Origin of the sequence: Zobellia sp. B3R18 (assembly GCF_018860715.1) — a bacterium.
Classification (GTDB): domain Bacteria; phylum Bacteroidota; class Bacteroidia; order Flavobacteriales; family Flavobacteriaceae; genus Zobellia; species Zobellia russellii.
On record NZ_JAHKQG010000014.1, the window covers coordinates 147101 to 173578 of the forward strand.

Below are 26478 nucleotides of genomic sequence, written 5' to 3' on the forward strand. Positions count from 1 at the left end.
TTCTTTTCTTTCTTCCAGTTTAATCGTTTTTTCAATCCTTCACTTAAATGTTTTAAAGCGAAGAGTTCTGTGTCAACACGCCTGGCTGAAGATCTAATTGTACTTGTGGAATTGGCCAATAATTGTTTTTTCCAGAGGTAAAAGAACTGCCAGATAACCATGGCAATTTATTATCTTTCAATTCACTGGACAAATAATTGTTTAAAGTGCTATCAGCAATTCCCCATCTCACTAGATCATAGAAACGCATTCCTTCGAGTGCAAATTCTAATCTCATTTCGTGCCTTACAGCCATCCGAGCATATTCTACACTAGGAAAAGAATCGTAGAGTCCTAATTTATAGTTTGCCGCAGGTTGTGAGTCATCTACTATAATAGGATTACCTTCTTCAAAAGTAGTATTAGATACTTTACCCATTACAATATCATCAGCTGCTCTCTGTCTAATCTGATTTACCAATGCAACAGCTGTAGGTAAATCATTTTCCTCTACCGCAACCTCCGCTCTCCATAGCAATACGTGGCCAAGCCTCAACAACCTGAAATTATTACCATTTACACCTGGAGCCCAATAACCAGACTCAGTGGAAATTACACCTCTATTCCGCTTATAAAACATGTTCTTCTTATTCATAAAAGGTCCCATATTCAATTGATCAGACATCCAATCGCTTCCACTCATTGGTCCCCAATCTAAAAATGGGATACCTCTTCTTCCAATAGTCCAATCAACCCTAGGGTCTAACAATTGATTGGTTGGTGTAAATTCTTCTGTATCTGAAACTTGGTAATCCTCCAAAAGAAGGTCGTCCTGAAAACTATCTAACAATGGAAGACCATTATCTTCTACCTTATATGCATTGAAAAGGTCAAAAGAAGGTGCACTATAAGAATAACCCAGCCCTTCAACATTTGGATACAAAGTCTGGTGATCAACGCCGGAATTATGTACACCCGCTCCGTCGTTTACAGAATATTGAATTTCAAAAATACTCTCACCATTATTTTGATGTTCTTCATCAAAATTATTGTAAAAATGAGGTTCTAATTGAAAAGGACCCTCTTCAATAATGTTATCTAAAAGTGGTTTTGCTTCTGCAAATTCGCTCTGAAACAAATGAACTCTGGCTTTCAATGCCTTTGCTGCCCACTGTGACGCTCTACCAACTTCGGATGGTGCTGGGTCTAAATGATCAATTCCAAATTGAAGATCATCTTCTATATCATCCCAAATTTCTCTATCATTCTTAACCAAAACTGCATCAACATCTTCGGTGATATATGGAACCTTTTCAAATTTAATTCTTAGTTGAAAATGAAACCATGCACGTAAAAATTTAGCTTCAGCTTCAATTTGGTCACTCACTTCAGCTGATATTACTTCTCCAGCCGTACCTAAAACACGTAAAACATCATTAGAGCGTGCAACTCCATCATAATTAATACCCCAGGCACCACTCAACCATTCATTATCAGATTTGACTTCATATCGTTCTATGTCATTAATTTGAGACCAACCTCCGTTAGTATCTCCTCTATGCATATCATCAGAAGGTACATCTCCCCAAATCCAATTCGTTCCAGAAGCTTCTCCCGTACCACCATTTGGACTACCATTGCTAGAATACCCATCAATTAAAGAATAAGCTCCTATAAGCAACCCATTTATACCTTCCTCACTAACAAGTGTCACCTCGTTTACTGTACCTACAGGCTCTTCGTTAAGAAAGTCTTCACTACAAGAGGATATCAAAACCAAAATTAAGATGGCAAAACTATTTGCAAAAATATTATTTTTCATCTGTTCTATTTTTTTAAATTATAATGAGATATTTAATCCTAGCATGATCTGTTTGGATATTGGCCAAGTACCCACATCAACCCCTCGATCAATTTCTTGTGGAACGCCATTTTCTCTCTTCGCACTAATTTCAGGATCTAACCCTGAGTATTTGGTAAAAGTGAATAAATTTGAGCCAATTACATACAATTTCATATGTTTAAGATGTAACTTTTCTATTAGTTCATCAGGAAGGGTATAACCTACCTGTAGGTTTTGAATACGTAAAAAAGAGCCATCCTCTATATAAAGCGTTGAAGCGTTTTGCTCAAATGAAGTTGAAGTAGATGCTTTAGGTAAAGTAGCATCGTTATTATCTTCTAAGTAAGGACTTCCCCACGAGTTATATAATCTTTCTGGACTATTTGGACCTTCAAAAAGTCCGTATTTGGTAAATCTACTTGTGTAATTCGCCAAATCATTACCCACACTAGCATAAAGTGTTGCCGAAACATCAATATTTCCAAATCCCATACCTAAACGAAAACCTGCTGTAAAATCTGGATGTGGATTACCTATATAAGTACGATCTTCTGGAGTAATCTCTCCATCCCCATCCACATCTCTAATTTTTAAATTACCCGGTTCATTGTAAGTGCCATTTGTAGCATGTGCATCCGCTTCACCTTGCGTTTGAAAAATACCATCAACTACATAACCATAATACTCGGGAAAAGCTCTTCCCACTTCCGTTCTAGTATAGATTTGCTGACGTGTTGGAAACCCCTGTAAAAACTCATTCCCGTTATCAGAAAGTTTAGTGACCTCATTTTTATAAGCCGTAAACGTGGTTGACATATTAAGGGTAAACCAATCATCTAATGCGGAAGTACGGTACGAAAGTGATATATCTACCCCTTTATTTGACATAGCCCCTATATTTACCGAAGGTTCTACAACATCACCCACAACTTGCGGAATTGCCACTGGAAACAACATATCCTCGGTATCCTTTTTCCAAAAATCTACGGACAAGTCCAATTTTCTAAATAAAGTTGCATCAAAAGCAATATTTGTAGACGTAGTAGTTTCCCATTTTGCCTCTGGGTTACCAATTGCCAATGACTGATATCCTTGAGAAATTGTATTATCCAATCCACCTATAGCATAATAAGATGATCCAGGGTCCGACTCATATGTAGTAAATCTATTATAATTCCCGATTTGATCATTACCCGATTGCCCCCAGCTTGCTCTAAGTTTTAAATAACTGAGCCAGTCTTCAGTACTACTTAAAAAATTCTCTTTTGACGCTACCCAACCTAAAGATACGGCTGGAAAGATCCCATATCTATTTTCAGCACCAAAACGAGAAGAACCATCACGCCGTACAGTAAGGTCTAAAATATACTTTTTTGCATAGTCGTAATTAATTCTAGAAAAATATGAAAATAATGTAGACGCAAATCCGCTACCATTGTTCAACTGGTTACTAGCACCTGCATCCAATACCAAAAAATTAATGTCATTAGAAAGGTACTCCTGCCTAGATGCAGAAATAGTTCTATACGTTATTCTTGAAGATTCCATACCAAAAAGAAAATCTACGCTATGGTTTTCTCCAAATGTGTTTTTATAGTTAAAGGTATTTGTCCAGTTCCAACGTGTTTCATTAGCACTACTTTCATTAAGAGTAGTAGATTTAGCTCCAGTATTTTGCTCCCAAGCTGCAAAAGAAGGTGAAAAATTATTAAACAAATCCACATCATAACCCAACAAAGTTTTGATGGTTACATTTTTAATAGGTTTAATCGCTGCATAAATATTTCCGGTAATATTGTATTTTTTATTACTATTATCTTTGAGCCTATCCAAAAAACCTACAGGATTAGGACCATCATTGATATTAGCACCGCCAACAACACCACCAGCCCAGTTCCCAGCAATATCACTAACAGGAACCAATGGACTAGCTAAATAGATTTGATTGAATAAGTTGTTATGTGAATTGTTACCGCCCCAGCCCTTGGTTTCGCCGTAAGTAACCCCTAAACGCTGACCAATATTCAACCATTCAAAAGGATTGGAATCAACGTTAGACCGGAAAGAAATCCTATTAAATGACGTATTCTTAAGTATACCATTTTCTTCAAGAAAACCCGCTTGAAAGGAATAGGAGGTTTTCTCAGAGCCCCCCATCAAAGACAAATCGTAATTCTGAATTAAACCGTGTTGGTATATTTCATCCAACCAATCAGTTCCTTGCGGATTTGATTTGGTAATAGGGTAATTTACTTGATCGTACAAAGCAGGATTAACATTGGCCGCACCTGAAACGCCTCCGTTTGGATACAAGTACTCATTAAGAACCGGTGTTGCTCCACTTCCGTAATGAGGATTGGTTTGTGGCAAACCATCATTCTCTAACTCCAACCATAACATCTCTCCTATCAATTGAGGATCCGTCATGATATCATACTTGGCATCCGAAAAACTCATACCCGTTTTCACACTGATATCTAGCTTAACCGCTTGATTCTTCTTACCTGTTTTCGTGGTAACCAAAATAACACCATTGGCACCTCTGGCCCCATAAATTGCAGTAGATGATGCATCTTTTAATATTTGAATGGATTCTATTTGCCCAGGAGGAGGCGATTGCGCTCCTTGAACACCATCAACAACCCATAGCGGGCCATTATTATTTATCGTACCCATTCCACGGATACGTACTTCCGCATCTCCACCAGGAGTAGACGCACTAATTGTAGTAACACCAGAAGCACTACCCTGTAACGCCTTACTTACATTAGATACCGGTTGTTGCTCTAAATAATTCTCATCTACAGTAGCTACAGCACTGGTCAATGTACCTTTACTTCTAGTTCCATAACCAATTACCACAACTTCATCAAGTTGCTGCTGATCGGCAGATAGACTAATATTAAGAATGGTCTTACTCCCCACATTAACTTTTTGTGTGGCATAACCAAGGTAAGAAATAACAAGAACATCAGTAGATGATGCTTCTATACTAAAATTTCCGTCAAAATCGGTTTGAGTTCCAATTGATGTTCCTTCAATTAGAATATTGGCCCCAGGAATGGGTCCTTGTGGATCAGAAACAGTTCCAGTAATAGTTTCTTGCGCCGAAACGTAACTCGAAAACAAGAAAAAAATGGATAGGCAAGCTCCCATTTTAATAAATTCTAAAGATTTCATTTTCATTCGTTTAAGTTGAGAGAGTTGTTTAAAATATTTCCATGATAAAAAACATGGTTTTTCTTAAAAAAATCGTGACTAAATATGGCCAATAAAAAAACTCACTGTTCCCAATGAGTCACTTCATCTTATGGGTCATATTCTAAACTAAATTAAAAACTATAAAAAATTCAAATATGAAACTAGTTTTATATTTGAACCAAAAATAAAATAAATTTTGATATATCAATATAATTAACCTATGTTTTTTTAAGATTTCTTTCACAAACACCCTGAAAATCATTAAATTCTTGTATTTGCAGAATTAGATTTTAACATGGGAGTAGATAATTCGGTAGAAAAATTCGAATTATTTTAGCCTATTAAGCTGATTATAAACCTATTTAAGCAGAAATAAATAAGCGGCATAGAAAACAAAAGGAGAAGAATCAATGGGTTAGATACCCCAGTTTTGTAGAAATCTCCAATGCATATTGCTTAACGATTTTGCCCTTAGCCTCAAATTCCGATGCCGGGAGACGTCCATAGGGGGCTGTAATCCAAAGTGCGGCTACAGGGTAACCATGTTCATTAAAAATGGGAGCACCTACACAGTTTATTCCCTGTATGTCTTCACTGTTATCCACAGCAAAACCCTTGGCCTTAACCTCTTTAAGAACGGTTTTATATTCCTTTTTAGAAGTAATAGTGTTTTCGGTATATTTTCTTAACGTTTTTCCCCTTAAGGCTTCATCTGCCTCTTCTCCAGATACATTGGCCAGAATACATTTACCTCCTACGGAGCTATGTAAATCAAATTGGGTGCCCGGTTCTACAAAAAGTTTTACGGGATGCGAAGATGGAACTTGTTCCAAGATAGTACCCGTAGCCCCTAAAAGCACGCCCAGCATAACCGATTCTTTTAACTCATCGCGAAGCGCACGCATTACGTCTATGGACTGCTCTACTATACTCTGCTCGTTCATGGAGGAAATTCCCAGGGTGAGCATTTTTCTAGAGAGTGTAATTTTCTTGGTTGTTTCGTTTTTCTGAAGATAATTTTTAAAAATCAAAGTGCTTACGATACGAAAAGCACTGGACTTTGTAATGGAAAGTGTTTCTATAATTTCTGCAAGGGTCAACCCCTTGGTACGGGTAGCCAGCAATTCTATAATAGATAAACCTCTTTCTAAATTAGGGACATTATAAGTTGATTTTATCTCTACTTTCGCTTTCTTCATTACAAAATATTATACCCGCAATTTAACACTCTTCTTGATATTTTGATAAAAAATCTCACTAACATGAAAAGCATTTTCATTGAAATCTACTTATATAGACGATATATATTCCTCTAAATTTACAGACCTATTCAGTTTCATTTTCTTTCGTAACCTATATCTAGTGGTGTGCACCGATTCTACAGAAATACCTAAAAGCCTAGCCATTTCCTTACTGGAAAAATTGAGCTTAATCAAAGCACATATTTTTTGGTCTGCCTGACTTAATTTGGGGTAAAGTGTTGTTATTTTAGTATAAAAATCTTGGTTTACCGCAGTAAATCTCAATCTAAATTCTTCCCAATTATCATTTTTATTGTGAGAAATAGATTTTAAAACTTGCTTAATTTCTGGCTTATCTACGCTCCCTTCCGCTTCTTTTAGACGCTCTGCGATTTCTTTTAAGAATTCATCTTTCTCAACCATTTGTAAAGCAGTAACTGCCAATTCTTTGTTCTTTAAAGCTAGAAGCTCTTTACCTTTTTTAATTTCCAGCTGCTTGTTTTTCCTAATAAGTTGTTTTTCTGCCAGATGTCTGGATTTTTGATATTTAAAAAATATAATCCCTATAATAATCAAGAAAACCAAAGAACCCATTAAAATTATTCGTTGCAACATGTAGATTTCATCTGCTTGCTCTAATTTTTCTAAACGTTCCTTTTGAACTAAGCGTTCCTGCTTTTCTTTTTCAACCCTAAATTCATCTTTGATTTCCAACAAACTTTGATTTATTGCTGTTCTACTATCAAAAAACTGAGCATCTATTTCTTTAGCTTTTTTTTGATTTTCAAATGCTTTTTCAAACTCTCCGTTTTCTTCAAACAGAGTAGCTAACTTTTCATGTACCAAAGAAGAAAAATCAACGTGACTGTTATATTTACTGGACACTTCCAAAGCTTTTTTATAATACAATTTTCCTTGTCCGAAATTGGATAGATTCGCATAAACATCGCCCATATCAGAATATACCAAAACCAAATAGGAAGGCCTGTTTTCTATAAACCAAGGCTCTACTTCTTCTAATATTTCTAGAGCCTCTTCATTTTTGTTACTCTCTGAAAGCTGAAAGGCTTTTTCAAAATTAAGGTAAGCCATAGGTAACTGACCTCTTACAGGGGCATAGTGACCAAAACAACTATCTAAATAAACCTTTGCCATTTCAGTCTGGCCCAATACACGATGTGTTGCACTCAACAGATAGTAGTTCATTACCAAATCCGCCTCTTGTAGCCGTCCCTTTTCTACTAGTTTTCGATTAATATTTAGCGATGTCTGTAAATATTCCAAGGCTTGATCTTTCCGCTTAAAAAAACTGTATAGCCTTCCCAGCCAATTATAAACAGAAGCCTTTAGTTCATCATTTTTAGATTTATCCGCTAAGAATAATGCAAACCAAAGCGTATCATAAGATTTGGTGTAATCTACGTGCTGCCCATAAATAAAAGGCATTTCGAGCAAGGCTTTCACGGCATTTACCGTATCTCCTCTTTTTAAAAATTCCTCATGCTTATCTTGTAGAAGTACCAAAGCACTATCCGGGTTATCACGTCTTAGTTTTTTGGTTTCACTAAAAAATACTTCTACCAAAGAATCATTTTCTTTCTGAAAATCATCTTGTGCAACCATGTTTTCCGTTGCCAAAAAACCCAAAAAGAAAAATGAGAAAAACCGTATAATTATTGTAAACAGCCGCATACTTTTAATTGGTCACGGTATTTACCCTAAACAAATCGTGAAGGTCATTATTATTGATTACTAGTAGATAACTGTCTTTTTTTGTACTCAAACTCGTTATATTCCTAACATCTTTATCGGCAAAAAAGCCAGACTGTAAGCTATTAGTATAGCGGAATTTTCCCTTACCATTACCTTTCAAGAAACTTCCTACTCCTGCATCGGACCGTGTAGTTTCTACTTCGGACTGATAATTATTACCGGCCAATACTAAATCCTTAAGACCATCATCGTCAAAATCTTCAAATAAAATACTGTTAATAGGCGCTATTTGCAATCTATTTTCAAATGGCTCAAAACTGAACTTATCACCATCGTTCTTAAATATTCCCGACCTAAACTCTGTAGCCTTATAGTGGAGTGCGGTCTGCAGGCCTTCGCCCATTATTCCCTTTAAATCCTTACTAGCAAAATCAGTATAAGTTGGTATGGTTTGCGCTAAATGCGGTAACTGCTGAGTCATACACCCCTTACCCCTAATGGGAACCTGTTTGCCATCATATTCCTTGGCAAGAATAACATCTTCAGATCCATTCATATCAAAATCTGACGTATAGATTTCAAACGGTTTCTCATAAGAAGCGTGAAATTTTGAATTGAGGCCTAAATTGCCTGCAACAATATCTTTATCACCATCCCCATCTATATCTTCAACTAAGAGCTCGTTCCACCAACCTACTGCATTTGCCAATTCTGGGTATGCGTCACTACGCTTAAGTTTATTGTTCTCATTTAGAAAAACCTGAATTCCCATCCACTCTCCCGTTATTACCAAATCTACTTGTTGATCATTATTTATGTCAATCCATTTAGCGTCAGTTACTAAACCTAACCCTTGTAATTCAGGGGCCAACCTATCATTTTGTATCGTAAATTTACCTCCATCATTAATCAAAAGTAAGCTGCTTGCAGGATGCGGATATTTGCCCGTAATAAGTCTTCCGCCTATAAATAAATCAATATCGCCATCATTATCATAATCAGATGGCACTACTACAGAACCGGAGATACCTACTTCAGGAATTGCATTTTCAGCTTTCCTGAAATTTCCCTTACCATCATTCAAATACAACCTATCTACCAACATCCTTGGGTTTTCTTTAAACTCATAACTACCGCTAGCTACATAAAGATCATTATCCCCATCTCCGTCTGCATCAAACAAAGCGGCGCCAATATCTTCATACCCCTTATCACCTATAAGAGCTTGGGAAGCTATATTCTTAAATGAACCCGATGTATTTACCAGTAGCCGCCCTGTTTGCTCTCTTCCCCCGCCAATGAATATATCTTCTTGCCCATCTCCATTAACATCTCCTTTTGCCAAAGCGGGACCCAGTTGTGATAATTTATGGGGTAGAAGAACCTGCAAGTCAAAGTCATTGAAGTACGGATCTGAATGATGGTAATCAAAAGTGACTTTGGTAAAAAGTAAATCTCCCGTACTATTCTCATTTATTTTAGTTTCTGCTAAGCGATAATTTAACTGCAAGGATTGATTGGCATCAACATTTTTCAATTCCTGAATTTTTCCGTCAGGCCAAATAACCTCCAGCCGTTTTACGGATAAATGTTTCCCGAGACCGAAGTAAAGGGAGCTTGGAACAGAAGACAAAAACCCTCTTGTTGGCGTAACTTGGCGAGTTTGCTTTGTACCATCATCAAAGTATAAATTTACGCTAGCGCCAACTCCAAAAGTATTATTTCCGGCAGCAATCAAGTCTAACTCCAAATAGTGCTTACGCTGATTATCAACGGCTCTATTTTCTAAAAAAGTAGCTTTATCGTTTATGTTATTTACAACTATATCCAGATCTCCGTCATTATCAAAATCTGCATATGCCGCTCCATTAGAAAATGAGGGCGCACTATCTACCCAAGATTCACTTGTGTCCTCAAAAGTTAAATCCCCATTATTCCTAAAGAAAAAATTCCTTAGTTTTTGTTGTGGTAGCATCTGTGCAAATTTTAGAAAATCCTCATCCGTAGGTTTTCTTTTGTTGGTTCGTAAAATTTCTAAAATTTCATTGTTTTTATCTCGGTCAATAACATCTCTAAACACACCGTTAGTAACGAAAACATCATTAAAACCATCCAAATCAAAATCAGCAGACAAAAGTGCCCAACTCCAGTCTGTATTGGCTATACCGGCCATGTTTCCAATCTCACTAAAAGCACCATTACCGTTGTTGACCTGTAACATATTATGCATGTATTGGTGGTGATACCCATTTTCTACCATACTTTCAAAGTCCGCCACAGATGTCATGGCCATGGTAGTTTTAGACCGCACATAATCTTGCGGGTTCATATCCAAGGTCATTAAATCCAGAAGCCCATCATTATCAATATCTGCCATATCACTACCCATGCTATTGAAGGACATATGCTTAAACAATTTATCCCTAGACTCAGTAAAAGTCCCATCCCCATTATTGACGTAAGCCAAATCAGGCACATTAAAATCATTGCTGATGTAAATATCGTCCCAACCATCATTATTTAAATCGCCCACTTGAGGATTCAAGCCAAAACCTATATCATAAAGCAGACCCGCTTTCTTGGAGATATCCGTAAAATGTCCCGTTCCATCATTCTGATAGAGCCTATCACTTCCCTTTAACTCTAAACTTTTAGGATCATTTTGAACTTTATTTAAATCTATTATTTTCGTTCTACTGGTTATATCCGGAGTGTTTGAAATATAAACGTCCAAATCATTATCCTTATCAAAATCAAAGAAAGTAGCCTGAATGGTTCTGTTGGCATCGGCCAGCCCCATTTCTTCGGCACGCTCCGTGAAAGAAACACCTGTTTCCCCAGAAGGTCCATTATTAATATAAAGTAGATTTTTGAATTTACCCTCTTCATCCTTCCATCCGCCTCTAGATACGTAGATATCTAAAAGTCCGTCTCCGTTAACGTCAACCATGGTCACACCAGTATTAAAACCAGGTTTTTGCTCAATACCTGCTACTTCCGTAATGTCTTTGAACTTGAGATTTCCCGTATTAAGATATAATTTATCATCAGATGAATTTGAGGTAAAATAAATATCATCATAACCATCATTATTTATATCCCCCACAGCAACACCTCCTCCAATATAGGTGTACATGTATTTATAGTAATTGGACTCTAATGATTCCTCTAGATGATTTACAAAATCAATGCCTGTTTGTTCCGAAGATATTGAAGTGAACAAATACTCTTTTAGAGTTTTTTCACTTACCTTTTCTTTATCGTCTTTCGTGTTTCCACACGAGAAAAAAGCTAGAGAAACCAAGCTTGAAAAAATATAAAAAACTGAACTTTTTAGCCCGTAATTTATTTTGGAGAGAACCATAAAAAATAATTTAAAAAATTTGCTGGTTTGTTCCCCACAAAATACAAAGTTTAATGCTAAAAGCCTTATTCTATAGCCATTTTTATAGATTAAAGCAACCTCTATTTGACCGGTCTATAATTTGGTGATAAATTGATAATTAATTAGATTCGTTTTCTGCATAAAACCATCCGAGCTAAAGAATAAATATCATGACTTCAAAGAAAAAAATACTGAAATCTGCTTTTTTTGTATTGGTCACTTTTCTCGTGATTTTTATTGGTTACTATTATTATTTGAGGAGCACTTGGGATAATTTTATTAGTGAAAAAGAATTGACAGAATTTGTTACCAAAGTAAAGTTCGCAAAAGAGTTACCGGACCAATTTTATGAATTGTACGAACAAGAACACCCCAAAATTTTAACTTCTAGCTTAAATCAACAATTAGGGAAAGGTTTTTTTTCAAAAGACTTTATCAAAAGCCCAAGCCTTTTGGCCGCTATGATTTCGGAATACAGCCGACAGGAAGAAGATACTACAAGATTGTCAAACAAAAAGGCTTACGTTCTAGCTTGGAAATTAGAAGAAGAGACAACTCAAAAAGAATGCTTGAATTGGGTTCTTGAAAATTATAAATTTGACCTCTACATCCATGGAATAAATGAGGTTGCCAATTTTTATTACAAGAAAGAAGCTTCTAAACTTAGCGAAAGGGAGCTTAAAGACATCATCGCATTAATGCGCAAACCTAGTATTATAAATGTTCCTGATCGGTCTAATGAGGATTTGCATTAAACTCAATGCAAAGTGTTTTCTAATCTTACCCAGGAAATATTTTGATTACTAGAAATACTTGACTCTTTTGGCCCAATATCCAAATTAAACGCTCCTAAAAAAAGGTCTAAATCACCATCAGTATCATAGTCTTTTACATCTATTGTTTGCCATCTAAAATCTGGTAGACCATTAATAGATTTTGGTGTGAATTTTAATTCTCCTTCATTCAATAAAAGTTGAACACTTTTAAAATTTGAATCTGTAAAATTGCCAAAATTTGAAATTGCAACAATATCGTTATATCCATCTAAATCAAAATCTTCTACCACTACTTTACTTACTCCGTGAATAGGATGGAAATAATCTTCAGTAAACCTTTTATTGCCTTTATTCAATAGAACCCGTACTCCATGAAAATTTTTAAGAACCGTAGATAGGTCTGAATTGTCACCATTACCTATAATAATATCCTTTAGCCCATCACCATTCATATCTCTTAATTGAAAATCTACAGAGCCAAAGGCTGGTTGAAATTGAACCACTTTTTGACCACTAAAGATATTATTCTCGTAATCCCAAATCATGATATATTCATGTTCTTGAGCAAACAAAACCACAATTTCATCTTCATCATCGTCGTCCATATTAGCCATTTGCACCTTTATTGCTCCGGACAAAGGATGAATTATCTTTTTGCTGTAAGTTCCATTTTTTAAATTCTCGAATAGAGAAAAATCACCAATATTGTTGCCATAATTACATATAAATACATCATCATATCCGTCAGAATTAACATCATGAATTAAAAAATCTACAGGTCTCCTTAAACTATCTATACTTTTACTGCCAATTTTTAATTTGCCGTTTGCCACATCGGACGGGTTCATGCTTCCAATGGTTAAAATATAATCCAGAGAATCCTTAAAGGCTATCTTAACCGGCGGACTTTCCAATTTCTCAGTGTTAAGGATTCGGCCTTCGTTATCTGCCGTAAGTAACTCAGAAGAACTAGCATTCCCCAAAAAAACTTTTTGTTTTTTACTATCATAAAAAGTCATGGAAATAACGGATAGAGAATCATAAGAAAACAGATGCGTTTTGAACAAGCTGCTTATTTCTAGATTTTTAACCGAACGTTGCGAATAATCATTACTTGATTTATTTAAATAGTAATGAACTATTTTATCCCATTCTTCTTGAGTAAGCATAGGGTCCAAATTGATTTGAGTTCCCGAATTCTCATAACTATAAATGGGACCGTGGGACATACCCATTTTTAAGCCCATATTAGGTAATATCATTTCTCCCCAAATTCGCCGAGGCAAGGTTAAAGGAGCCGGGTACATATGACATGATGCACAATGAACCTTGGCCAATTTCTCGCCTTCTTCATGCCTATCCTTCTCGGTACAGCTCACTAGAAAACAAAAAGTTATGATTCCAAAAATGATATTAATATTCCAATTAGTTATTCCGTTCATTTAAAGTCTTTGATTTTTAAAAATTCTTGTTTTTTGTTATAAAAGGTTACTCTAAAATAACGCTTGAATTTCCAATAAAAAGAAAAAACGGTAAGATTTAAAAAATCTTACCGTTTTACTCAAACTAACTCAACAAACTTTATCTTAATTAGCAAGATTAGGATTTTGTTCTATTTCTTGCAGCGGAATTGGCGCATAATAATTATCTGTTGCCAATGACCCTAATATTGGGTTTTGCGCAGTGGTCAATGGTTTTGGCGAACCATTTCCATCGGCATCAAATTCAGTACCAATAGAAACTTGTGGGTTTCTATTTCCAAGAGCTTCCTGAACCTTTTCCTTACGTACCAAGTCATTCCAACGAATAAATTCTCCGGCAAATTCCCATTTTCTTTCAGTGAAGGCCAAATCTTGAATGGTACCATCGCTCGCCGTTAAATCACTTGGAGACATAGCATTGATATCTAAACCTTCTGCTCTTCTATGCACCATATTCAATGCCTCCCAAGCATCAGCGCCAGCTGTACCAGCTTCACCTGAAGCTTCAGCATATATCAATAGAACCTCTGCATATCTCATATACAAATCACTTCTAAGGGTTTGGAATTGAGCCCAATCTCCATCTGCCAAGTCTCCAACAATTTTTCTTAAAATAGGGTTTTGTTGATCTTTAAATTCTTCCCAACGCAGCATTTTCGTAGGAGCCTCTAAATTAATAGCTCCATCATCACCAACAGGTAATTCTGCATAATAGGTAGCCTCTTTTCTTGCTCCCTCTGGCATATCCTCAAAAAATCGAATTTCAGCAAATGTTTCTTGCCAACCATTAAGACCTGGATCAGAAGGAAGACCTAATTTGCCCATTTTACGGTTTGTTAAATTTCCAGCAGCATTGCTATATGCAATAGTGAAGACTCCTTCTTGGGTAAATCTGCCAGCCAATGACCATAGTTTAGCCAAATCTGGTTCTAATCCAAAATTATGTGCCGATGCATTATCCATAACCATTTTTGCACTTGAAGCGGCCATTGCATATTTACTTTGATCCTTTAATGGAAAACCTGCCCAGTCCATATATAATCTTGCCAAAAATGCTCTTGCCGTTCCACTGCTAGGTCTAGTTGAACCTACATTTGTACTTTCAGGTAATCTTGCCTCCGCTTCCAAAAGGTCGCTTTCTATTTGTTCAAATACCTCAAGCTGAGAAGCTAATGAGGGCTGTTGGAACGGATCAACCTCTAGAACCAAAGGAATTCTTCCATGAATACGCATTAAATGATTGAACATGATGGCCCTCAGAAAATAAGTTTCCCCTATTAACCTCTCTTGTTTATTAGGGTCCGGGTCAGATAAGGTAACCCCTTCTATACTTTGAAAAACTGTATTTGCAGCACGTATCATTTCATAAACACCTTCCCAGTTTGTTAAGGTTCTTGAGTTTTCAGGCGTTACAAAACGTTGATCATACTCTCTAAAATCTGCCTTGTTACTGGCCACGTGGGTAGTGATATCATCTCCTGACCAACCGTTCACATAAAAAGTTGACATCCATGCCGCCTTGTTCAATTTACCATAGATACCGGTAACCCCCAATTCTAGCTGCGGCATAGAACTATAGGTAACCACCTGTAACTGCGAAGCCGCAGGGTTTTCTTCAAGATCAAACTGCTCACAGCTACTGAGACCAAGTACTACGGCCAATAGACCTAAGAGGCTCAATAGCTCTTTTATTGACTTATATATTTTTATTGTTTTCATATTTATGATGTATTTTTCTATTAGATATTTATTAGAATCCAACTTTTACCCCTAAGGTGTATGTTCTAGGGTTAGGATAAGCTCCAACGTTTATACCAGGAGCCACATCTGCATTTCCTTCTGCCGTTCTTCTAGATGATAACTCCGGATCATATCCGCTATAGTCGGTAATAAGAAATAAGTTCTGTCCACCACCATATATCTTAATTGAAGTATCTCCCAACCAAGATACATTTCTTAAAGTATATCCAATGGTAAGGTTACTTAACCTTATGAAATCTCCTTTCTCAACATATTTAGAAGAGTTGAATAATTGCACAGTGGCAGGAACATCTGTTTCGTTACTAGCTGTCCATTGGTTTACTTGTTCCGATGCCAAAAAACTTCTTGAATCTCCCGCTCCACCGGTAATCTGCGCTTGCATTAAATTATAAACGTCAAAGCCGTGAACACCATTCAGGAAAATGTTCAGGTCAAAGTTTTTGTACGTAATAGTGTTATTGAAACCCCAAGTTAGATTAGGTGTACCATTTCCTATGGCTCCAAAGACAATTTCTCCATCTTCATCCCTTAAGTATTTAGCATCGCCTGGTACTTTTCCAAATGCTGCTGCATCAGTAGCTTCTGAACTCTTCCAAGTACCTAGAAAGGTAGCCCCTTGAAACTGCCCTAATGGCTCTCCCAATTCTATAATATTGGCAACTCTAGCCTGCCCGCCAGGAACTTGTACTAAACCTTGTATTTGTTCTAGATCATTGAACAACTGGGTTACTTCGTTCTGAACATATGAACCTGCCAAATTCGCATTCCAAACAAAATCATCAGTTTGAATAATATCGTAGCCCAAGGAAATATCAATACCAAAATTCTCTACTTCTCCAACATTTTGGAAAACTGTTCCGCCACCATTGGTTCCGGAAACAGGTACCTCAAGTAGCAAATCGGAAGTAAGTTTTTTGAAACCATCTATACTAAAATTACCTCTACCGTTATCAAACCCAAGGTCAATTCCTACGTTGGTTTGTGTTGTAGTTTCCCAAGTAAGTTCTTCATTTGCAAAACTAGTAATGAACGTTCCCGGATTTGGAGCTCCGCCATCAAAGGCATAAATGTTGCCAGCTAAGTTGGCAAAAGTCCCATAGGTATCAATACCTTGGTTCCCTACCTGACCCCAACCGGCCCTTAATTTTAAATTACTAATAAAACCAGTACTTTGCGATGGATTAATAATGCTGTACCCTGCAGCTACAGAAGGAAAGAAACCCCATTTATTACCAGTTCTAAAAACCGATGTACCATCGTAACGCCCTGTAGCGGTAATCGATAAATTATCATTCAAGACATATTCAGCCCTTAGCATGAAAGAGGATAATTCCCTTTCCGAAAAATTGTTGTTTATTGAAAAACCTTCTCCTGTTTCCGCAAAGTAAAATCCATTTGGCAATAAAAGATTATCCGCATTGTAGCTATTAAAAGATGTCTTGTTATTAGAGTATTCTTGAACCCCTGTCAGTTTAATATCATGAATATCACTAAATACCTTCTGCCAAGTAAATATATTACTCAATTGAAATGATGTAAACTTATTTGTACTAAAGTTTGCCGCAGGAGTATCATTACTATTTTCTACAGTATACCGTTCTACATTTAAGTTGTTAACTTGTGTACCGGCCACCATAGTATAGCTAAAATTCTCATTGAATTTATAATTTACATTTAATGTACCGCTTAAACGCTCATTTATATCAGCAACATCAGTTTCATTCAATGTTAGAACGGGGTTCAAATTTAATGAACCGATCCCCCTTATGGAACGTCTATTATAATTTCCGTTAGCATCATAAATGGGTGTAGTTGGATCCCACGTTAATGCTTTTGCAATTATACTTCCTTGACCATTGCCGAATCTCTCAAAGTTATTTTTTGTCTCACCCCTAATACCAAAAATATTAAAACCAACTTTTAACCTATCATTGACTTGAGCCTCTAAATTTGACCTTACCGATAACTGTTGATATCCGGTATTAATTACAATTCCTTCTTCATTCCTATAATTTCCTGATAAGAAATAACGAAGTTTACCTTCTGAATCTGCACCGTTTGCGGAGATTTGTAAGTTTTGGCTAAAACCAGTTCTCAAAACTTCGTCCTGATATTTTGTACCTCCGCCAGTAGATAAATTTGAAATTTCAGCGTCGGTAAATGTAGGGTTCTGACCAATATTCAATTTTCGCAAATTTTCTATTCTGGCAAATTGAGCTACATCGTCAGCTAAAGTTGGTAAGTTATCCGGCACCTGTGAAACCGTTGTAAAGAAATCCACATTTAGTTTTCCTCTACCTGACCCTCTTTTTGTAGTTACAAGAATTACACCATTAGAACCTCTCACACCATAAATAGCAGTTGCAGAAGCATCTTTTAATACATCCATAGAAGCTATATCATTAGGGTTCAGTGTACTTAAATCCCCTCCTAAAACCCCATCAATAACTACTAATGGGTCGTTGTTTCCTGTAATAGAATTCACCCCTCTAATACGCACTTTAATTCCTGCACCAGGGGCACCATTTGCTTTAGCAACCGTTACACCTGCCGCCCTACCCTGTAAGGCTTCATCTACTCTGGTCAGAGGTTGATTTTCAAACGACTCTGATGTCACACGGGCAACTGCACCGGTAACATCCTTTTTCTTTGTTGTTCCGTAACCTATTACAATAACTTCTTCTAGTTTACTGGCATCTTCCGCTAACTGAACATTCATAGATGTTTGATCACCAACGGTAATGCTCTTTGTTGCGTAACCTATATAAGATATTACCAAGACGTCGGTAGCAGATGCTTCTATGGTAAAATTTCCGTCAAAATCTGATTGTGTCCCATTTGTGGTTCCTTTTACCAAAATATTTGCCCCGGGAACAGGGGTTCCGTTCTCATCTGTTATATTACCTGTTACATTCTGCTGCGCATACAGCCCTTGCATGCTTACAGTTATTAGAAAGAGTGCCAAAAGACAACTTTTTCTTAATAATAATTTTAAGTGTTTTTTCATAATCGTTCTTTTGTTTAAATAGTTTGAGTTAATAGAATTTGGTTATTTAGTATGCTTGCCGTTGTTTAATTTCTTAAATATTCCTTAAAAGAAAGTTAGCATTTTTTTGCCTTCAAAACTAAGAATACCGCAACGACACATAGGTGAAATTATGAATATTGAGTATTCATTTGCTATTATCATCCTAGACAAAAACTAGACAGATGTAATTATTTATGAATTTCAAATAGTAAAATCAAATCAATACAAATCCTTCCTTTTAATTTGACAACACTACAACAATTTAAAACAATTTCAATATAAAAATCTGATAAACAATATTTTATAAACAAATCACCACATCTTACCTTAAAAAGATAATTCATTCATCATTGCCTACATTCGAAAAAAAAATAGAATTTATCACAACAAAAAAATTGAAAACCAATTACAATTAAACTTAATACTAGACAATACTAGATTATAGCTGATGATTAACCTATCGTAGCACTATTTTACCTTTTGAACATATGTTGTGCTAATTTTGGTATTTATTATATGCAAATATTATGTTAACGAACCATATCTTTATCAATAGAACAAAAAAAGGAGGCGAAAATCGCCTCCTTTTCCTAACTCGCTTATTTTAAATTGTTTAAACCTTAGACCGGTTTCATTTTAATCATTGGTCACTTTACTGCCCCACCAATCATTTTTTGGGTCAAAATCCGGAGAGAGAAATTCCAGTCTTTGTTGTTCTAGTGATGGCAATTTTTTGTCTACTATTTTCTTGAGATAGGCATTTTCCTTTTCCACACTATACTCGGGGTCTTTTGACGGATAACGAGCTCCAACTTCGTCTAGATAGGCAAACAGCTGTTCTCTTAACTGTTTTTGCAAATCCGGATGGTCTTTAACAACATCCGTCAACTCTTCTATATCATACTTTAAATTGTAAAGCTCTTCTCTATCATCTTCATAATAGTGAATCAACTTCCAATCTCCTTTTCTTATTACCGAAGACGGTTCTCCTCCCTGATTACCGTAATGTGGGTAATGCCAAAATAAAGGCCGCTCCCCTATGCTCTCACCTTTAAGAATTGGTAATAAACTTTTTCCATCTATATGTTGTTTCGGTTTTAAATCAATTCCGGCAATATCCAAAATGGTGGGGTAAAAATCTGCTCCGGTAACAGGTTCGGAAGAAGATGCGCCACTTTTCAATAACCATGGAGCTTTAATGAAATACGGCTCACGAATACCTCCTTCAAACTGATAGCCCTTTCCTCCTCTTAGCGGTAGGTTTGATGTTGAAAACGCATCTCCAGCGGAAACTCCTCCGTTATCAGAAGTAAAGACCACCATTGTATTTTTATCTAAGCCTAAAGAATCCAACGTTTGTAAAACTCTCCCCACGGCATCATCCATAGTCTCTACCAAGCCTGCATAAATAGGATTATCCTGTACTTGGCGTATTGGAAGGAATTTTGCCATTTTGTATCCTGTATCGGCTATGCCGTTTTCCTCGGCTTTTTTCTGATACTTTGCCCATTTCTCCTTGGTGGTCTGTATAGGGCCGTGAACGGCATAAAAAGAGAGATAGGCAAAAACTGGCTGACCTGTTTCCGCTGGGTTGTTCTCTTTAAAAAAGTTTACGGTTTCCTCCGCTAAACGCATGGTTAAGTTCTCGCCATCTTTATGATGCTCCAAATTTGGGTTGATAAAAGGTGCAAAATAACCTCCATTAGGACTACCTACATCCCATCCGCCTTTATTGATATCAAAACCATGGTCTTCCGGCCACGAACCCTTTTCTCCTAAATGCCATTTTCCAGCAAAGAAAGTCTTGTACCCAGCCGCTTTCATAGCTTCGGGTAAAGTTATAGCCTCCGCCGGCAGATTATGTTCGTATTCAGGAGGAAGCAATCTATTAAAGCGACCGGCCTTGCGCCAATCCGTTCCTGTTTTGGCTCCAATCCAATCGGTAATACCATGTCTAGCGGTAAAAGTCCCCAGCATAATACTGGCTCTTGACGGGCTACAAACCCTACTAGTTGCATAGCCATTGGTGAAATTCATCCCCTCGTTGGCAATTCTATCAATGTTGGGAGTTTCGTAGAATTTACTACCTGAAACACTCAAGTCATGATACCCGTAATCATCTGCTAAAATGAACAACACATTGGGCTTAATGGCTGTTTCTTCAACTTTCCTTTCATTGTTCTTGCAACTTGTCAGAACCATACCGGTTACTGCGAGAACAGAGCAGAGAAAATACTTCATATCTTTCTAAAAATTTTATGGTGAAATCTTTTACAAGAGGAAAGATACTAAATAATAGTATTGTCAATTTTTTGACATCTACAATTTCAACATAGTGGAAAAAGTAATTTAGACCCGAAGTAACAATGCATAAAATAAAACTGCCCCATTAATAGGGGCAGCTTTATAAGAACTCTATTTTTTATCGAAAAGAAGAGGAAAGAATTTTCCGTCCATTTTTTCTCCTTTAGGCACCTTAATGGGTGTGCCCCTGAGCATTTCCCCATCGGTATCACTAACGGTGCCATCTGCGAATACATTCAAAACAAAAGCTCTTCTGCTAAAATTGGACTTGTTCTCGTAGGAACCATGAATCATTAAAGGATGGTGAAAAGAACCATACCCCTTTTTAAGCTCTATTGGAACAGGGTTAAAATTCGCCTTTTGTTCATCGGTCATAAACTCCATAAGCCCTTCCATTTTTCCTGCTAGTTCCGGCTTTTGTAGAAGTCCCCATTTGTGACTTCCTGGCACATAATAAAGACAACCGTTTTCGGTGGTGGCATCATCAAGGCCCGTCCAACAGGTTAAATGCTGCATAGGCACGGTTCTGATCCAAAAAGAATAATCTTGATGCCAAGCCACTACACCTCCGTGGTTGGAAGGTTTGCAAAACAATTGATCATGCCAAAACCTAACATTATTGTTACCCAACAATTGACTTGCTGCCATTGTAAAAGCGGGATTCCATAACAAATCATGAAACCCTTCTGTAATTCGCCAGTGCCCTAAAGAATGAAAAAGCACCGTATTTGGATCCGTAGATTGGTTCCCATGAAATTCATAAAAAAGCTCATGAGCCCGGTGCTTAGGGTCACGAATTTCTTCCAACTCCTTTCTCAATACTTCAATCTGAGTTTCGTCTAATAATTTTATTCCCGAGACATAACCATACTCATGAAAATGGGCCACCTGCTCATCACTCAGTTTATACTGCTCCCATTCTTCCGGTGTACTTGGTTGTTTGAAAAGGTCTGAAACCAATTCGTGACGGTCTGCCAAATCTTTTACTAATTGCATCGCTTTTAATTCTTTAAATTTTGGTTGATTATTTATGTAATTCCCAAGCGTTCTTCACGAAATGGTTTTCTGACAATGAATAGCAAAAAACCGCAAAGTATCTTTTACATGCTCGCTCCAATAAGACCATTCATGAGCACCTTTAAACTCTTCGTATATATGCTGGATATTATTATCATCTAATTGTTTATGAAGCTTCCTGTTGTACTCAATAAGCTGATCTTCACTACCACAATCAAAACGCAGTTTTGGCAGGTGGTTTTTATTTTTTTGTATTAATCCCCAGACGGAATTTTCAGAAGAATTTTTCTGCTTATAATTATCCAGATTTTCCTCTACAAAAAGGTTCATCTGTTCTATATCGGTAATGGATGAATGTCCTGAAATGGCCTTAAATCTATCACCATATTTCACCCCCAAACGCAAGGCTCCAAAGCCCCCCATGGAAAGCCCGGAAATGAACAATTCAGATTTTTTACTTACGGATGGAATATTCTCGATAACTGCATTGGGCACATCATCTACAATCCAACTTTCAAAATCTTTATGATTATGCGGAAGATAACCGGAACCATCTCCCCAAAGTCCGTCTGAAGGCATAGCTATCACCATAGGTGGAATCTCTCCTTTCTCCATCATCTCAAGAGCCGAAATATGAACTCCCGCCTTTTGAGACCATACCCAAGCACTGCCATAAACCCCATGTAACAAAATAACAAGCGGTAAATCTTCTAGATTTGCCATTGGTGGCACAAATACACAAATATCCCCTCTTCCCTTTAGCTTATTGGTCTTAACGGTAATGAACCTAAGGTTTCCACTCTCGTAAGCAGCATCTGAAATTTCGGTGGTTCTAAACATGTTTTTCTAATCGAAAACTATTACTCCTTTTGCATTTTTACCCGCCAACATATCGTCTAGGGCTTGTTGCAAATCATCTAGTTTATATTCTTTCGTAATCATTTCATCCAATTTCAAGTCGCCCTTCTTATAAAGTCGGACTAATTTTGGAAAGTCTATTTGAGGCCTACATTTTCCATAAAGCGGATTAATGTATATTTTATCCCATTCAAAAAGACGCATATCAATGGTGATATCTTCTTCTATACCACTAACCTGAACGGCCGTTCCGGCATTACGAACCATTGCCAAGGGTGCTGCTCCCAAAGCTGGAATGGCAGTACACTCAAAAGCATAATCGGCCCCACGACCACCAAGCATGGTTTTTACCTGCTCTGCAACATTGGCCAAACCTATATCTTCTTTATCCGCCAAAATAACATCCGTAGCACCAAACTGTTTGGCGAGCTCTAGTTTATTGGGATTGATATCTACCGCTATAATTCTACCAGCTCCAGAGATTTCACAGGCATTGATTACATTAAGTCCAACTCCACCACAACCTAATATTACGGCCGAGCTTCCTGCTGCTAAATTTGCAGAATTTACCACCGAACCATAGCCGGTCATTACGCCACAACTGATAATACTTGCGGCTGAGAAATTCAAATTTTCCTCTTCTATTTTTACCACAGCAGATTCTTTGACCAAAGCATACTCACTAAGAGTACCCAGATTAAAAGACCGTTCAATAGGTTTTCCCTCCCATTGGCTACCGTCTAAATGGGCATGACCAGGAGTATGACCGTTTCCACCGGCCACTACCGGAGAATTGTTTTCACATATATGCTGATTGCCCTCTTGACATTGAAAACAGCTCAAACAAGGTGTGGCCCAGTTCAAAAGAACTTGGTCCCCTACTTTTAAACCTTTTATTCCTGAGCCTATTTTTTCTATAATTCCTGCACCCTCATGGCCCATTACAATTGGCTTTCCCCACGTAAGGGAATCATAGTCCGTATGACAAAGACCGGCGGCCTTTATTTTTATAAGCAGCTCGTCTGCCTTTGGTTCGGCAAGGGTTACATTGGCAATAACAAAGGTACCGTCTCCTTTGGCAACTGCACTTTTTGATTGAATGGACATGTAGTATACTTTAATATATTGTTATTGAGCTATAAGGTTGGTCGGTTTAAACTCCGCCTTTGGATCGCTTAATTTTTCTTTATCGATTTTCTCTCCGCCTTTTATGAACTTTGTACCGTACACATAGGCTTTTGCATTGTTTACCGCATCTACGGACAAAAGTGTATCCCCTTTAAAATACCATACGGAAAAACAGTTTTTCTTATCTACTTCCTCACGTACAACTACCTGATTATAACCTTCGAAAAGACCTACCATTTGTAGTTTTACATCATATTGATCGGACCAAAACCAAGGTATAGCATTATAACAACATTCTTTACCGGCAATGGCAGCCGCAGCAATTTTAGCTTGGTCCACAGCATTTTGCACAGACTCCAACCGGATATATCTGTTGTAGTGTAAATTATGGTGAAACGTACAATCACCTATAGCATAAATAGATGCATCATTGGTCTGCGCCCTTTCATTTACGCGAATACCGTTCTCAATAGTCAAACCAGCCTTTTCGGCCAATTCCTTGTTTACGTGAATACCAACACCCACAATAATCATATCGGCCTCATAACTAGTCCCGTCCGAACAGACCACCGTGTTTTTATTCTGATTGTTTTCTATAGAAATTACGTTCTTTTCTGTCAGCACCGCAACATCATTGTCCGCGTGAAGTTTCTGAAAAAAAGCAGACATTTCAGGAGCGGTAACTCGGGCGAGAATTCGTGACTCCCGTTCCAAAACCGTAACATCTGCATCCAACTTTTTGAGCGATGCAGCAGTCTCAAGTCCTATATACCCACCACCAATAATAACCACTTTAAGTGCCTTATTCGCAACTACCGTATTCCTAATATTGGCCACATCGGCCGCTGACCTAAGCGGAAATAGGTTCTGAGCAGTATTTAACCCCGGTATCGGCGGCATAATGGGCCGCGCTCCCGTAGCTAACACTAATTTATCATAGGGTAATGTACTGCCATCGGCTAGATTAACAGTTTTGTTTTTGCGGTCTATGGCATCTACCCAAACCCCAAGCCTAAGTTCAACATTCTCTTTTTTATAACTTTCTTCGGACTTAAGGAGGTTTTTCTCAATACCGTCCTCACTGGTTAAATATGCTTTTGATAATGGCGGCCTATGGTAGGGCAACGTTGGATCTATATCTATTAAGGTTATAGAACCCTGCCAACCTTCCCGCCGCAGAACAAACGCAAAATTCACTCCGGCGTGACTCGCACCAATTACCACACAATTTTGAGTATGAGTTGTATTTTCAGACATTACAATTTATTTGGCCACTTTCAATACGACACCATCAATAGCATCCGTAATATCTATTTGGCAACAAAGACGGCTATATTCATTTGCATTATCATCAAGCTCAAGCATATCAGTCTCAATTTCGCTAGCGCTCCCTGTTTTATCCATATCATCTGGAGCTACATGCACATGACAGGTAGCACAAGAACAAACTCCTCCACAATCGCCATCAATTCCCGGCACTCCATTCTCAACGGCCAAGGCCATTACTGAACCGGAGGTTCCTTCTAAGGTTATTGTTTCTTCGTCACTGGTTATAAATGTGATTTTTGCCATGGTTGTTATTTTGTTAATGGGTTGAATTTCATATGAATACTGTGGAAACCTACTTTACGCTTAAAGTGATGCAAGTCTTCTATATTCTCCTTGCAATCAAATATCTCGAAGGAAGCCACTTTTTCCGCTAATGTCATAAGCAAAGTTTTCATTATCTGACGAGCATGTGTTGCCCCTAAACAGTTATGGTGACTAAAACCGAAGCCTACATGCGGATTGATTTTGCGGTCCATTACAATTTCATTAGGGTTCTCGAACACATTAGCATCCCTGTTGGCAGAGGCCCAACATAATGACACTCTGGTGTCTGCTTTTGCCGCATGTTCGCACACAAAAGTATCTTCCGTAACTACACGCCCCATATGGGTAAGTGGAGAAAAATAACGAATCATTTCCTCAACGGTCTTTCCTGTAATTTCCGGCTCATTCCGTAAACGCTCCAACGACTCCGGATGTTCGGCCAAATAAGCAATAGCGTTGGTAACGGCATTTATAACCGTGTCCCTACCGCCCGCAAAAGTTAAGACCATTACGCCCTTTACTTCTTCTTTAGTCAACTTTCGACCTTCAAACTCAGAATCAAGAAGTATGGAATACATATCTCCCGTAGGGTTCTTACTGGCACGTTCTATTTCGGCATCTATATAATCATATAGAATATTGGCTTTATCGCCATCTAATGCCTCGCCTTCACTCCTAAAGACATGGGTTCCCCAAGAAATCCAAGTTTCCGACTCAGAATAAGGTGTGTTTAAAAGTAAGGTTAGTGCCCGTGACTGTAGTTTTAACGCAAACTCGGTTACCACTTCAACTGAATCTTGTTGGAGCACGTCATCAACTAAACTTTTAATTTGTTCCGCTAACCCCTCTTGATATTCCGGTTGCAAAGGCCTTTTAAACCAAGGTTCTACCAAAGCTCTGTAAATACCATGAACCGGTGGATCTACCTCAAAAGGTATTTGGCGGGTTTCACGAATATTGACTTCCGAAGGCACAACGATCCGCCCAGGAACGGCACCGGATTGAAATGTTTTATAGTTATGTGCAGTTTTACGAACATCCTTATGACGTAAAAGCATGGTTACCGGGTCATTTTGATCGTCCATCTCACCATAACCCTTTGATTCTCTTTCGCTTTCAAATGGGTCGGGAAATTCACTTTTCTTCATATCAACGACATTAATTTAAGTA

General features: G+C 37.6%; 16 protein-coding genes. 1 reads left to right on the forward strand and 15 read right to left on the reverse strand.

Annotation, left to right across the window (positions count from 1 at the left end; genetic code table 11):
• Positions 1 to 52: 52 nt before the first annotated feature.
• From KO513_RS17315 to KO513_RS17335, 5 genes are all read right to left on the reverse strand, one after another.
• Entirely contained in the window at positions 53 to 1801 is a 1749-nt protein-coding gene (locus tag KO513_RS17315) for a RagB/SusD family nutrient uptake outer membrane protein (protein WP_215914503.1), read from the reverse strand.
• Between the two features lie 18 nt (positions 1802 to 1819).
• On the reverse strand, positions 1820 to 5002 hold the full coding sequence (locus KO513_RS17320; protein ID WP_215914504.1) for a SusC/RagA family TonB-linked outer membrane protein: 3183 nt from the start codon (positions 5000 to 5002) through the stop codon (positions 1820 to 1822).
• Positions 5003 to 5430: 428 nt separating this feature from the next.
• Entirely contained in the window at positions 5431 to 6222 is a 792-nt protein-coding gene (locus tag KO513_RS17325; RefSeq protein WP_215914505.1) for an IclR family transcriptional regulator, read from the reverse strand.
• 90 nt (positions 6223 to 6312) lie between these two features.
• Entirely contained in the window at positions 6313 to 7956 is a 1644-nt protein-coding gene (locus tag KO513_RS17330; protein WP_215914506.1) for a tetratricopeptide repeat protein, read from the reverse strand.
• 4 nt (positions 7957 to 7960) lie between these two features.
• The gene (locus KO513_RS17335; RefSeq protein WP_215914507.1) at positions 7961 to 11341 is read right to left on the reverse strand and encodes a VCBS repeat-containing protein; all 3381 of its coding nucleotides are present in this window, start codon (positions 11339 to 11341) and stop codon (positions 7961 to 7963) included.
• A 191-nt stretch (positions 11342 to 11532) separates the two neighbouring features.
• On the opposite strand from KO513_RS17335, the gene KO513_RS17340 reads away from it, so the two are divergent.
• Positions 11533 to 12117: a transglycosylase domain-containing protein gene (locus KO513_RS17340; RefSeq protein ID WP_215914508.1), complete on the forward strand. Its 585-nt coding sequence runs from the start codon at positions 11533 to 11535 to the stop codon at positions 12115 to 12117.
• 2 nt (positions 12118 to 12119) lie between these two features.
• On the opposite strand, the gene KO513_RS17345 is transcribed toward KO513_RS17340, so the two are convergent.
• The 10 genes from KO513_RS17345 to KO513_RS17390 all read right to left on the reverse strand — a co-directional run bounded on the left by KO513_RS17345 (position 12120) and on the right by KO513_RS17390 (position 26456).
• Complete coding sequence (locus tag KO513_RS17345; protein WP_215914509.1) at positions 12120 to 13580, reverse strand: FG-GAP repeat domain-containing protein; 1461 nt, start codon at positions 13578 to 13580, stop codon at positions 12120 to 12122.
• A gap of 144 nt (positions 13581 to 13724) precedes the next feature.
• On the reverse strand, positions 13725 to 15338 hold the full coding sequence (locus KO513_RS17350) for a RagB/SusD family nutrient uptake outer membrane protein (protein WP_215914510.1): 1614 nt from the start codon (positions 15336 to 15338) through the stop codon (positions 13725 to 13727).
• Between the two features lie 31 nt (positions 15339 to 15369).
• Positions 15370 to 18387, reverse strand: coding sequence for a SusC/RagA family TonB-linked outer membrane protein (locus KO513_RS17355; protein WP_215914511.1), 3018 nt, complete (start codon positions 18385 to 18387; stop codon positions 15370 to 15372).
• 657 nt (positions 18388 to 19044) lie between these two features.
• On the reverse strand, positions 19045 to 20649 hold the full coding sequence (locus KO513_RS17360; protein WP_252735942.1) for a sulfatase: 1605 nt from the start codon (positions 20647 to 20649) through the stop codon (positions 19045 to 19047).
• A gap of 174 nt (positions 20650 to 20823) precedes the next feature.
• Positions 20824 to 21708, reverse strand: a complete 885-nt coding sequence (locus KO513_RS17365) for a phytanoyl-CoA dioxygenase family protein (protein WP_215914512.1) — start codon at positions 21706 to 21708, stop codon at positions 20824 to 20826.
• Between the two features lie 54 nt (positions 21709 to 21762).
• Positions 21763 to 22569, reverse strand: a complete 807-nt coding sequence (locus KO513_RS17370; RefSeq protein WP_215914513.1) for an alpha/beta hydrolase — start codon at positions 22567 to 22569, stop codon at positions 21763 to 21765.
• A 6-nt stretch (positions 22570 to 22575) separates the two neighbouring features.
• Positions 22576 to 23694, reverse strand: a complete 1119-nt coding sequence (locus tag KO513_RS17375; protein WP_215914514.1) for a Zn-dependent alcohol dehydrogenase — start codon at positions 23692 to 23694, stop codon at positions 22576 to 22578.
• A 21-nt stretch (positions 23695 to 23715) separates the two neighbouring features.
• Positions 23716 to 24972 carry an NAD(P)/FAD-dependent oxidoreductase gene (locus KO513_RS17380; RefSeq protein WP_215914515.1) on the reverse strand — a complete coding sequence of 419 codons (1257 nt, stop codon included), beginning with the start codon at positions 24970 to 24972 and terminating at the stop codon, positions 23716 to 23718.
• A 6-nt stretch (positions 24973 to 24978) separates the two neighbouring features.
• Positions 24979 to 25287, reverse strand: a complete 309-nt coding sequence (locus KO513_RS17385) for a 2Fe-2S iron-sulfur cluster-binding protein (RefSeq protein WP_215914516.1) — start codon at positions 25285 to 25287, stop codon at positions 24979 to 24981.
• A gap of 5 nt (positions 25288 to 25292) precedes the next feature.
• On the reverse strand, positions 25293 to 26456 hold the full coding sequence (locus tag KO513_RS17390; RefSeq protein WP_215914517.1) for a cytochrome P450: 1164 nt from the start codon (positions 26454 to 26456) through the stop codon (positions 25293 to 25295).
• Positions 26457 to 26478: the final 22 nt, after the last annotated feature.

Bases quoted from the DNA above. Each gene is read 5' to 3' on its own strand.
- KO513_RS17315 (WP_215914503.1), bottom strand. From the start codon at position 1,801: ATGAAAAATAATATTTTTGCAAATAGTTTTGCCATCTTAATTTTGGTT.
- KO513_RS17320 (WP_215914504.1), bottom strand. From the start codon at position 5,002: ATGAAATCTTTAGAATTTATTAAAATGGGAGCTTGCCTATCCATTTTT.
- KO513_RS17325 (WP_215914505.1), bottom strand. From the start codon at position 6,222: ATGAAGAAAGCGAAAGTAGAGATAAAATCAACTTATAATGTCCCTAAT.
- KO513_RS17330 (WP_215914506.1), bottom strand. From the start codon at position 7,956: ATGCGGCTGTTTACAATAATTATACGGTTTTTCTCATTTTTCTTTTTG.
- KO513_RS17335 (WP_215914507.1), bottom strand. From the start codon at position 11,341: ATGGTTCTCTCCAAAATAAATTACGGGCTAAAAAGTTCAGTTTTTTAT.
- KO513_RS17340 (WP_215914508.1), top strand. From the start codon at position 11,533: ATGACTTCAAAGAAAAAAATACTGAAATCTGCTTTTTTTGTATTGGTC.
- KO513_RS17345 (WP_215914509.1), bottom strand. From the start codon at position 13,580: ATGAACGGAATAACTAATTGGAATATTAATATCATTTTTGGAATCATA.
- KO513_RS17350 (WP_215914510.1), bottom strand. From the start codon at position 15,338: ATGAAAACAATAAAAATATATAAGTCAATAAAAGAGCTATTGAGCCTC.
- KO513_RS17355 (WP_215914511.1), bottom strand. From the start codon at position 18,387: ATGAAAAAACACTTAAAATTATTATTAAGAAAAAGTTGTCTTTTGGCA.
- KO513_RS17360 (WP_252735942.1), bottom strand. From the start codon at position 20,649: ATGAAGTATTTTCTCTGCTCTGTTCTCGCAGTAACCGGTATGGTTCTG.
- KO513_RS17365 (WP_215914512.1), bottom strand. From the start codon at position 21,708: ATGCAATTAGTAAAAGATTTGGCAGACCGTCACGAATTGGTTTCAGAC.
- KO513_RS17370 (WP_215914513.1), bottom strand. From the start codon at position 22,569: ATGTTTAGAACCACCGAAATTTCAGATGCTGCTTACGAGAGTGGAAAC.
- KO513_RS17375 (WP_215914514.1), bottom strand. From the start codon at position 23,694: ATGTCCATTCAATCAAAAAGTGCAGTTGCCAAAGGAGACGGTACCTTT.
- KO513_RS17380 (WP_215914515.1), bottom strand. From the start codon at position 24,972: ATGTCTGAAAATACAACTCATACTCAAAATTGTGTGGTAATTGGTGCG.
- KO513_RS17385 (WP_215914516.1), bottom strand. From the start codon at position 25,287: ATGGCAAAAATCACATTTATAACCAGTGACGAAGAAACAATAACCTTA.
- KO513_RS17390 (WP_215914517.1), bottom strand. From the start codon at position 26,456: ATGAAGAAAAGTGAATTTCCCGACCCATTTGAAAGCGAAAGAGAATCA.